Genomic DNA, 11,422 nt, shown 5'->3' on the forward strand with positions numbered 1-11,422 from the left:
AAAAGTAAAATTGGAAAGGGGTGATAAAAATAAATTTATTTAGAAGTTAAATAATATTAAAAAAAGGAGAGATATGACAATGTTTAATAAAAAACACTTACCGGTGTTGCTGTGTTTCATATTTGCATTTATGCTTTGTATAACATCGCCTAATCTAGTTTTTGCCGCAAGCACCTGGAATGGTACTAGTTCAAGTACAACCTGGTCTGGCAGCGGAAACTCTGGTGATCCTTATATAATCAGTACTGCTGATCAGCTAAAGGGGCTTGCAGACAGTGTAAATAACGGGACGTCCTATAGTGGAGACTACTTTAAGTTAGGTGACGACATCAATTTAGGTAACTATGCGTGGACACCAATTGGAGGCGCTTGCAGCATCTTAAACGGTGTTCCTACAGGTAAATATTTTGCCGGTGTTTTTGATGGCAATAATAAGACCATCAGCGGCATAAATATTTCTAATCCTGCTGCTTCCACTGGAGCCTATGGTTTATTCGGCTATGTTAACGGCGGTGTCATCGGCAACTTAAAGGTGGCAGGTTCACTAAATATGGGGACCAGTGCTATTAACGAAATTGGAGCCGTAGTGGGATACACCAACGGCAGCATCTATAACTGCCATAGTGCAATGAATGTCTGTGTAAACAATGCTAGTGCTTCTCAGGCTGGAGGTATTGCAGGTGTAGTAGAGAATACCAATACTAGTAAAATATTAAATGTACAATATTGCTCCAATACTGGAACTGTTACTGGCAGAGGCAGAGTTGGAGGTATTGTAGGTGCTGTGTATTGTGTAAGCAACGGTGGTGTAGTTGTTGACGAATGTTACAACACTGGAAACCTAACTACTGTAGGAACTTCAACAAAGTCTTATGTCGGTGGAATAGTGGGTTATTGTAGAGGATACATTACCAGCTGCTATAACCAGGGTAATTTATCAACTTATGGTGGACATTACCAGGGCGGCATTGTAGGCATTCTGCAGGGATCAAACCCTACTGCTCGTATGTCTTACTGCTACAACACAGGTATTTTTAGTGGTGCTTCTACAAGCTACGATCAGGCACTGTGGGCTTCAGCTGACCGTAGTTTTTCAGTAACTATTACAGATTGCATATATTCAGATAAGGTTACAACAGATAGCAATGTTCGAATTACTCAGTCAGCTGATCGTACATGGGGTAATTGCCACGGTGTTATAAATCTTGCAGATACTGACATGCAGGGAGAAAAAGCACTTGAATCCCTTAATGCTACAGCTAATGGTACTAAGTATGGATTTGCACAGTCAGGTGGATATCCAATTCTTGTTTGGCAGTCAAATCCAGACTGGATAGTAAATGACCTTGGCAGCAGTACTACTCCAACTGCTTCTGGTACAGATACAGATGAAGCTGGTGCTGTATTCCTGGACGGTACTGCACAGACAAATGGTAATGGAACAAAGAGCAGTCCATACAACAATTTTGCAGATGCTGAAAAAGCAGTGGCAACTGCCTCAAACAAAACTATATACATCACCGGTCAGGTTACTGTGTCCGATTCACAAACATGGTCTCTATCTGGTGCTGAGATTAAGAGAAGCTATACTTACAATGGATATTTAGTAAATGTAGCTGATGGTGATTCTTTGACCTTGAAAGACATTACCATTGACGGAAACAATTATAATGCTAAAACTAATCCAAAGGGGCTTACTATCTCTAATGGTTCCTTGATTAATGTAACAGGCGGCACATTGAATGTGGGAACTGGCGCTATTTTGCAAAACAACTATGGAAACAGCGGCGGTGCAATTCGTATCAGCGGCGGTAATACTACCATGACAGGCGGTACTATTAATGGCAACACTGCAGCAAGCAATGGAGCAGGAGTAGCTGTATATGGTGGAACCTTTACCATTACTCCTAGTAAGGCTACTGACGCTTTCAATTTGGTTGACTCTATCTATTTAGGTACTGGCCAGAAATTGTCTGTAGGTGCAACTTTGGAAAACATTACAGGAACCCTGAATGTTCAGGCAGCTGATCCTGCTTCAGGACGTGTTATTGCCCAAGTAGCCGGTGCATATCCAAAGCTTACTGATGAGGACCTTGGAGAAGTTGTTTATAGCGGAAAGACCCTTGTTTTGAATGGTAATAGTAATCAAATCCAGATACAATAGTCTTTGTTTATTAAAAGAAAATTGTATAAGATTATATATAGACAAGAAGAAAATACTATGAAAAATGCCACCAGGCATTTTATAATGCCTGGTGGTTGTTTGATAAACCTCCTCGATTTTAACTCTATTATTATTTCAACAAAATTTAAGAAGTCCAGATGATTTAATCTGGACTTCAGTTTAATATGTGTATTTAAAAAGATATATGTATTTTTATAATATTTGCAAAAAATCTACAGAAGCTTACATAATTACCCTGTAATAGAGCATAATGCTGTGGAATTAGTGTGATGTTGTTAAGGTCTATATTAAAAGAATATGAAATAGGAGGTAATTTATGAAAATTAGCAGAAATAAAAAAATATTAGGTATTAAGTTTTTTGTGTTAATTTTATTTGTTTTAAGTATAGCATTACCACAAAAAAGTGAAATTGTAAAAGCTGAAACAAACACTGCAGGTGCAGGAATTATTACAAAAGTTGCAGGTACTGGAGCCAAAGGTTATTCCGGAGACGGAGGAGATGCATTAAAGGCCGATATTGCTTTCAGCAGAATTGCTGTTGATGGTGCAGGTAATATATATATAACAGATTCACTTCACAAGCGTATCCGTGAGGTGGCAGCAGTGACAGGTATGCAGTACGGTATATCTATGACAGCAGGAAACATCTATACTATTGCAGGTACTGGAACCAAGGGTTATTCCGGAGATGGGGGACCAGCAGTTAAAGCAGAATTGCGTCAAGCCGCTGGAATAGCTGTTGATAATGCAGGAAATATTTATTTTAATGATTCAGGTAACTATAGAATTCGAAAGATAGATTCCAGCGGCATTATTACAACATTTGCAGGAAATGGAATAGGTGCTGATTATGGAGATGATGAAGGGGAAGATGTACCGGCTGTGCAGGCTAAAATATCTGGTGATGGTTGTTTTTGTTTTTTAGTAGATAATAAAGGTAATCTTTATTTTACTGAAGATGACAATGCGAAAGTTCGAGAGGTAGCAGCCGTAACAGGTATGCAGTATGGCATATCAATGAAAGCGGGAAACATTTATACTATTGCAGGTAATGGAACTTATGGTTATTCTGGCGATGGAGGATCGGCTGCCAGTGCTAAGTTATACTGCCCTGATGGTATAGCATTAGATAGAGCCGGTAACCTCTACATTGCTGATGATGATAATTATAGAGTTCGTAAGGTTGACAACACAAGTGGTATTATTACAACTGCTGCAGGAAATGGAACTAAAGGCTATACAGGTGATGGGGCATCTGCTGTTAATGCCACAATGTGTGAGCCTAACAGTGTAGTCTTTGACAGAGACGACAATCTTCTTATTTCAGATTGGCTTAATTACTGTATTCGAAAAGTGGATTCCAAAGGTATTATTTCTACCATAGCCGGCGGAAATGGTGCAGGATCATCAGGTGACGGTGGACCGGCTGCCAGTGCTAAATTCAAAGCCAATAACATTGTAATGGATAATAAAAACAATCTTTATATTGCTGATTATATTGGCAATACTATAAGGTGCATAACATTAGGACAGTCATCACCAGTTACAACAGCACCAGCATTGACAGCAGACAGCAGTAATAACACAGTTGGACAGTCTGTAGATTTGACATTTAAAGATGATACAGCATGGAGAGGTGCTGTAACAGGAGTTACTGTAAATGGAAAGTCAGTAGACAGCGGCAAGTACAGCACAGCAGCAGGAAAAATAACAATAGACGGCAGCGTGTTTACAGCAGCAGGAGATTATAAGATAGCAGTACAAGCCACAGGCTATAATGATGCAGAAGTAACACAGACAATACAGGCAGCACCAGTTACAACAACACCAATTTATAAGATTACTCCAGTGGAGGATGCTTCATATCAGGTTGGATCAGATGCAGGAATAACTACTTTAACTGTTAACAGCGGTGTTTCTGGATTAAAATATTTTTCCACAAAAGTTGCTCCTGTTAAATCTCATCAAGGTAATGAAACAGTAGTTTTTGCTAAATATAGTAAGGGTATGCTAATAGATATGAACGCTACTACAGCAGATTTTGATACGGTATCTTCTGCTGAGTCAGGTTTTAATGTTAATGAAGGTGATGTTATAAAGATATACGTAGTAGATCAGCTGACAAATGATACTAATGTCAATCCAGTAGTATTTCAGCAGTAATTTCGCTACTACTGCAAGTTAAATAAAATGTAGTTTCAAGTAGTGTTAAAAGTTTACAACAAAATGATATGTAAGAAAATTTAAAAAATTGGGGAGGAAGAAATATGGATTTAGTTAAGTTCAAACCTAGAAAAATTTTGACCTGTATAATAATATTGTTTATACTATTTGGCATTAAGGAGATGGTTAATCCCTTTAAAGTCAGTGCAAAAACTGAAAGTTCAGCAGTTGCTGATTCTTTAACTATTAGAGTAACCGATTCTAATGGATCTTTTAAAGTAGCAAAGGTTTTTACTGATAGTGATTTTTCAAGTGCAGTAAATCAGTCCTATTCATTTATGGACAGTATGCCTTCTCCCGGCATGGATGCAGCCATAGGGTTACCCTTAAGTGATTTGCTTTCTAAATCTAATATAAACCTGGATGATGTTCAGTCCTTGGAATTTTATACAACGGATGTTTCTGGTAGGCCATATAAAACTATGAAAAAATCATTTCTCTATTCAACGAGATACTATTATCCGCATATTATGGAATATTGGGATGCGGGAACTCAGAGCTTTACTGATAATGACAAAGCAGTAAGTGACAAGGAAATAGTTGAACCTATGATAGCCGTATCCGATAATTGGGTTAGGGGTGCTATGAAACCAGATTTTAGCACGCAAGCTCATGATCAAAAGTATAGGCTGCTTATGGGACAGACAAGTGATCCAACTGAAATTACAGCATTTAATAGTGCTAAATGGATATATCAGATTGATGTAACATTGGCGAGTACAACTCCTGTTGCAAATGTTCCTGTAACCGGAGTAACCCTTAATAAAAATAGTACAACAATATTAGCTGGCAATACGGAACGACTAATAGCAGCAGTGGATCCGAGCAATGTGACAAATAGTGATGTAACATGGAGCTCCGATGACAGCAGTGTGGCAAAAGTAGATAACAACGGTTTAGTAACTGCTGTATCAAAAGGAACCACTACGATAACTGTAAGAACTAAGGATGGCGGAAAAACTGCAGAATGTAATGTAACTGTAGATGGAGGTGGAACAACCCCTGTTATAAGTGTTCCTGTAACCGGGGTAATTCTCAATAAAAATAGTACAACAATATTGAATGGCAGTATAGAACAGCTGACAGCAACAGTAAGCCCAAATGATGCCACAGATAAAGATGTAACATGGAGTTCTAGTGATAGCAGTGTAGCAAAAGTAAATAAAAATGGTTTAGTAACTGCTGTAGGAGAAGGAACTGCTACGATAACCGTAAAAACTGAGGATGGTGCAAAAACTGCAGAGTGTGATGTAACTGTAAATGAAAGTGAAACACCAGTACAGCCAGCAGTAAAAAGATTATTTGGACAAAGTAGAATAGACACGGCAATTGCAATAGCAAAAGCAACTTATCCAAACAAGATTTCAAATGTTATACTTACGGCTTCAGACAATTATCCAGATGCATTAGCAGGAAGTGTACTTGCATATAAGCTTAAAGCACCAATATTATTGGTTGGAAGAAATAATGAAGATCAAGAAAAAATAATAGATTATATGAAGTCAAATATGGATCCTTTAGGGACAGTTTACATTTTAGGAGGAAATGGCTCAGTAAGCAAAGACATGGAAGCGAGAGCAAATGAAGCTGGGTTTAAAAATATTAATAGAATAGGAGGAGCAGATAGGTATCAAACTGCAGTAAAAATTTCTGATACAGTTGGTGCAAAAGAAGGAACACCATTAGTTATTGTATCTGGAAAAAGCTATCCTGATGCACTTTCAGTAAGCAGTGCCGCAGCAGTAAAACAGTATCCTATATTAATGGTTGAAAAAGATGAGATTCCAGATGCAATAAAGAAAGAAATTTCAATTTTAAAACCAAGCAAAGTATTTATTATAGGATTACAGGGAGCTGTAAGTACAGAAGTTGAAGATCAGCTTTCTCAAATAGCAGCAATAGATAAAACAAATATTGTGAGAATAGGTGGAGAAAATAGATTTGAAACTTCACTTGAAGTAGCAAAGTATTTTAATTTATCAGGGAGCAAGGTATGCGTTTCATCAGGAAATAACTTTCCAGATGCATTAGCAGGAAGTAGTTATGCAGCAAATAACAATGCACCAATCATTTTATGTAACACTGCTCTTTCAGATGACATAATGAATTATCTAAAAACAAAAAATATATCAGAGGGTACGATATTTGGAGGAGAATCTGTGATAAGTAAAGAAGTAGGAGAGGAACTTTTAGAGCTAACTACTAAATAAAAAGTTTCATGCTATTTCAAAATTTAATAATGCATAAGACAACATAACATAAATTAATGTGATAAATTGCACTAATTTATGTTATGTTTTACTATGCTATGTTGCAAATTTAACAAAGATATAATATAATATAAATATGTTATATATGTAATAATATTTATTACACAACTGGCGATAATAAAATTGACCAGAAATAATGTGATAGTAATTTAAGATAAATAAGAGCGCCTGGACCATATAACGTCTAGGTGCTTTTGTTATATGAAAATACTTATATAAATTATGATGAAAAAGGACTTCAAATTAATGAACTGAAGGAAAATAATAAATTTTATTATAGGGAGTGAATGTGGGCAAAAATGCGCTTTATATTATTTCCCTTATGCCAGATGAGCAGAAAGTAAAGGTTTAACTATTGTGAGAGAAGGATGTAATTATGTTTAAAAAATTAAAAACAAACAATCTAATTATATTATTAGTTATTTTATGCACGATTTTAGTTACAGGTCTTACAGGTTGTGAAAATAAGAGTTCATCTTCAAGTGTAAGTTCAAATAAACAATCACAAAGCACTAAAACTATTGTGGACATGGATGGAAATTCAGTTAAGGTTCCTGCGAAGGTTACTAAAGTTGCAACTTCTTGGCCTGGATTTTGCAATGCACTTTTTACAGTTAGTGGCAAAAATAATAAAATAGTTGCAACATCTCCGGCTATCAAAAAATATTATCCTTGGGCTATTAAATTGTATCCACAACTTAAAAATATATCTTATCCATTTAATGGACAAACGACTAATGTTGAACAATTAGTAAAGTCTAAACCAGATGTAGCATTTTTACGTAAAGGCGACAGTATACAAAAAGTTAAAGAAGCAGGTATACCTGTAGTTATGATTGATTATAAACATAATAGCATAGAAGACATAATAAATAGTGTTGTTATAACAGGTAAAGTGCTAGGAGAAAATGAATATAAGAAAGCAGAACAGTATAAAGATTATTTTAACAAAAATATAAGTAAAGTATCTTCTATAACTTCTAAAATACCTGAAAATGAAAGACCTAAGGTAATTTATCTATCTGTGCAAAATGAAAGTATTTCAGTATGGGGTAAAAACATGCCTCAAAATGAAACTATAAATATGGTAGGAGCAATAAATGAAGCAGCTAATGAAGTAGATGGATATAAAGAAGTTTCCATGGAGCAAATGCTTAAGTGGAATCCAGATGAGATAATAGTAGATGGTAATCTTAAAAAAAGTAAAGTAGCAAAAAATCCTTCATGGAACCAATTAAAGGCAGTAAAAGACAATAAAGTATTTGTAAGTCCTAGCGGTGTTTTTTCATGGGCAAGACTTGGAACAGAATCAGCACTGCAATTATTATGGATGGCTAAGAACATATATCCACAGAAATTTGAAGATGTTGATATTGCAAAAGAAACAAAATATTTTTACAAAAATTTCTTTGGATATGAATTAAAGGATAATGAAGTTAAAGAAATACTAAATTGTGAAAATCCAATTTAAATGAGTATTGAAACAAAAGTAAATATTTTAACTAATGTAAAAATAAATTAAAAATGGGGGAGAGATTATGTGGGAGATATATGATGAGTTAATAGAATTAATACCTAAGGATTTGGTTATAAAGGATTTTGTAGCAGGATTAAACTGGTTTTTAGTGGAATCTGTTGGCACTGGGATGGCAATGACGCCTAAAGAGGGAAATTCTTATTTGCAAATGGCGGGTAATTTGGTTGGAATGAAAGTTTGTGAAGTAGCAAAATTTATAAAATCTTGGAGTAATTATGAAGCGGCTTTAGGATTAGCAGCAATTAATTCTGTAATTAATACTCCTTATAATGTAGAAACATTTAGTGGCATTAAGATAAGTGAACAGCCTAATATTAATGACTTTGAATACATGAAAGATAAAATAAAGGGAAAAAAGGTAGCCGTTATAGGGCATTTTCCAGATCTTGAGCCTTTGGCTGAGATATGTGAACTTTCTATACTTGAAAGAATTCCACAAAAGGGAGATTTCCCAGATCCATCCTGTGAATATTTATTACCCCAGCAGGAATTTGTGTTTATAACAGGAACTACTTTAATAAATAAAACCTTACCAAGACTTCTTCAGCTTAGTAAAAATGCTTACGTTACAGTTGTAGGACCTAGTACACCTATGACTAAGTGCTTATATAAGTATGGTATTAATATGCTTGCAGGGACTGTAGTTACAGAACGTAATAAAGTATGGAAGTTAATTAGGGAAGGTGGTAGACATGAGTTTTTTAATAACGGGGCACTCATGGTTAAAATACCTGAAGATAAAGTAAAATAAATGAAGGAATTTGTCTTGATTTAGGCTGTGACCATATTGGAATTTAGATGGCATAGATAATAAAAGAGTCTGACAAACAATACTTTTTAATACATGAAAATTGACACCAAAAATGGGGGAGCAATTATGTGGGAGATATATAATAACCTTATTTCAAGAATACCAGAAAATATAAAAATAAAAAGATGTTTAATGGGAGTAAATTGGTTTTTAGTGGAGTCTGAGGGAATTGGCATGGCAATGAGACCTTTAGAAGTGTATGGTAAGGTGAGTATTCCTGAGCATATAGCAGGAATGAAGGTTTGTGAAATAGCTAGGTACATAAAGTCCTGGAATAATTACGAGGCTGCACTTGGATTGGCAGCAATAAATTCTGTAATAAATACTGAAAGTAATGTTTCTAAAATTTATCCCGGTGATATAAATGGACAACCTAATGAATCTTCATTTATATCGCTAAAGGAAGAAATAATAGGAAAAAATGTCACAGTAATTGGGCATTTTCCGAGAGTAGAATCACTTAGAAGAATATGTAAGCTGTCAATACTAGAAAGAAAACCTGACGAGGGAGATTATCCTGACCCAGCCTGTGAGTATATTTTACCTTATCAGGATTATGTTTTTATAACAGGAACAACGATTATAAATAAAACTCTTCCAAGGCTTCTTGAATTGAGTAAAAATGCAAATGTAATATTGGTTGGACCAAGTGTTCCTATGACTGAAATGCTGTTTAGTTATGGGGTTGACGTATTAGCTGGTACAGTTATCGTTGAAAAGGAAAGAGCCTGGGACGTTATACAAGAAGGCAATCCAACAAAATTTTTTAAACGTGGTGCCAGAAGGGTTAACATAAGTTTTGAAGATTATAAAAATGTACAATGGAGAGATGAAATTCAGTTAAGTAAGAAAGATATTTGAAACATTAAGTTGGCGAGGAGCAGAAGATAAATCTACTCCTCACAAAATCTAAATAATTTAAACCATTTTTGTTTCTTTTGTTTCTTTCTCTCCTTTCGGCTGATATATTCAGATTGATTATTTTGAATTTGTTCAACTAATTCTTTAGTATCTGTAATAGAATTAAATAAGGAATTTTTGTCATTTAATATCTTAGATAAATTATCATTAATTAAAGAACTGCTTTTTTCAATATCACTTTTAATGATGTTTGTATTGTTTTGCATAATATCTGAAACAGATTGTCTAATAATAGTTTCTATTTCAGGTTTTATCAAATTGGATATTGCTTGTGCTGCAAATTCTAAATCTTTTTGATTACTAAATAGGGAAGAATCATTATCTAAGAAATATTGTTTAATTTGTTGTGTTGTATAATGTTTTTCTTTGGATAAGTATTGAATCATTTTTAATTTGTTAATATCATCTTCAGTAAAATTTCTATATTTACAGTGATGATTGGAGTTTAAATAGTCTTTGAAGGTAAGGCAGTAATTTCTAATTGCTTGAGTGCTAGTGTTTAATAATTTTGCAACATCCTTTGTCTTGTAAGTATTTATTTTGAAATCGCTTATGTTTATTGATTTGTTTTCCATAGTTACCACTCCTTTTACAATATTATACAATTAATTGGAAATATTATCAAGATAATTTTTATATAAAATGTTTATTCTAAATGAAGTTCTTGACATGGGAAAACTCTGTAAGATGATTTTATCCGATGACTACCTGCTCTAATACTCCCACTTCTCCAAGTTGGAGTAAAACTCCATCTGATGCCAAGAACTCTGTTTATTTAATTAATTTATGATATAATATTTTTAAGGATATTTTTTACTAAATTACAATATTTTATATTGAAGAGCAATTATATTATATCATTTTCAAAAAAATTTATCATATTAAACTGTGGAAAATCTTTATCCGATCGCTACCATTGCTACCCCCCATCTTTTATCAAAGTGGGGTATAAGCACTGCTACGCCCCTGGATAACGATTTTCCCTAAAGGATAACGCCTTCTAAGTGCTAAAGCACTAAGAATCCTGTTAATAAGTTTCAGATGGAGAAAAAACTCCACCTGAAACCAAGAACTCTGTTTATCTTTTCAGAAGGCGGAAATGCCTAAATTTGAAGAAAGGAATATAAGAATATGAAAAGTATACTAACTACTTGCCCTTATTGTGGAACAGGATGCACATTTTTCTTAAATGTAAGAGATGGAAAAATTGTTAGTGTAACCCCGGATGATAATGCAAATTCAGTAAACCAAGGGAAGCTCTGCTCAAAAGGCCGTTTTGGTTTTGACTTTGTACATCATAAAGATCGTTTAACTAACCCTTTGATCAGAAAAGAAGGAAAGCTGGTCGAGGTTACATGGGAGGAAGCAATTGGCTTTATTGTTTCTAAAATCAAAAAAACTGTAAAAGAATATGGTTCTGACAGTGTTGCAGCTTTTAGTTCCGCACGATGTACTAATGAAGAAAACTATCTTA

8 protein-coding genes are annotated in these 11,422 nt (G+C 34.6%); 7 read left to right on the plus strand and 1 reads right to left on the minus strand.

Annotated features, from left to right (window positions below; all coding sequences use genetic code 11):
- Positions 1 to 79 precede the first annotated feature (79 nt).
- The 6 genes from CLRAG_RS16960 to CLRAG_RS16985 all read left to right on the plus strand — a co-directional run bounded on the left by CLRAG_RS16960 (position 80) and on the right by CLRAG_RS16985 (position 9,888).
- A complete protein-coding gene (locus CLRAG_RS16960; protein ID WP_065079490.1) occupies positions 80 to 2,164 on the plus strand; it encodes an autotransporter outer membrane beta-barrel domain-containing protein in 2,085 nt (694 codons plus the stop codon).
- A 337-nt stretch (positions 2,165 to 2,501) separates the two neighbouring features.
- A complete protein-coding gene (locus tag CLRAG_RS16965; RefSeq protein WP_065079491.1) occupies positions 2,502 to 4,349 on the plus strand; it encodes a hemoblobin-interacting domain-containing protein in 1,848 nt (615 codons plus the stop codon).
- Between the two features lie 104 nt (positions 4,350 to 4,453).
- Positions 4,454 to 6,619, plus strand: coding sequence for a cell wall-binding repeat-containing protein (locus tag CLRAG_RS16970; RefSeq protein WP_065079492.1), 2,166 nt, complete (start codon positions 4,454 to 4,456; stop codon positions 6,617 to 6,619).
- A 436-nt stretch (positions 6,620 to 7,055) separates the two neighbouring features.
- Positions 7,056 to 8,150: an ABC transporter substrate-binding protein gene (locus CLRAG_RS16975; RefSeq protein ID WP_065079493.1), complete on the plus strand. Its 1,095-nt coding sequence runs from the start codon at positions 7,056 to 7,058 to the stop codon at positions 8,148 to 8,150.
- Positions 8,151 to 8,217: 67 nt separating this feature from the next.
- On the plus strand, positions 8,218 to 8,967 hold the full coding sequence (locus CLRAG_RS16980; protein ID WP_065079494.1) for a DUF364 domain-containing protein: 750 nt from the start codon (positions 8,218 to 8,220) through the stop codon (positions 8,965 to 8,967).
- A 126-nt stretch (positions 8,968 to 9,093) separates the two neighbouring features.
- Positions 9,094 to 9,888 (plus strand): DUF364 domain-containing protein, encoded by a 795-nt coding sequence (locus CLRAG_RS16985; protein WP_065079495.1) that lies wholly within the window; start codon positions 9,094 to 9,096, stop codon positions 9,886 to 9,888.
- A 32-nt stretch (positions 9,889 to 9,920) separates the two neighbouring features.
- On the opposite strand, the gene CLRAG_RS16990 is transcribed toward CLRAG_RS16985, so the two are convergent.
- The gene (locus CLRAG_RS16990) at positions 9,921 to 10,523 is read right to left on the minus strand and encodes a MerR family transcriptional regulator (RefSeq protein WP_065079496.1); all 603 of its coding nucleotides are present in this window, start codon (positions 10,521 to 10,523) and stop codon (positions 9,921 to 9,923) included.
- A 556-nt stretch (positions 10,524 to 11,079) separates the two neighbouring features.
- Here CLRAG_RS16990 and CLRAG_RS16995 point away from each other — a divergent pair.
- Positions 11,080 to 11,422: formate dehydrogenase H subunit alpha (locus CLRAG_RS16995; RefSeq protein ID WP_065079497.1), on the plus strand; the 343-nt coding region annotated here is incomplete at its 3' end.

Origin of the sequence: Clostridium ragsdalei P11 (assembly GCF_001675165.1) — a bacterium.
Lineage (GTDB): Bacteria > Bacillota > Clostridia > Clostridiales > Clostridiaceae > Clostridium_B > Clostridium_B ragsdalei.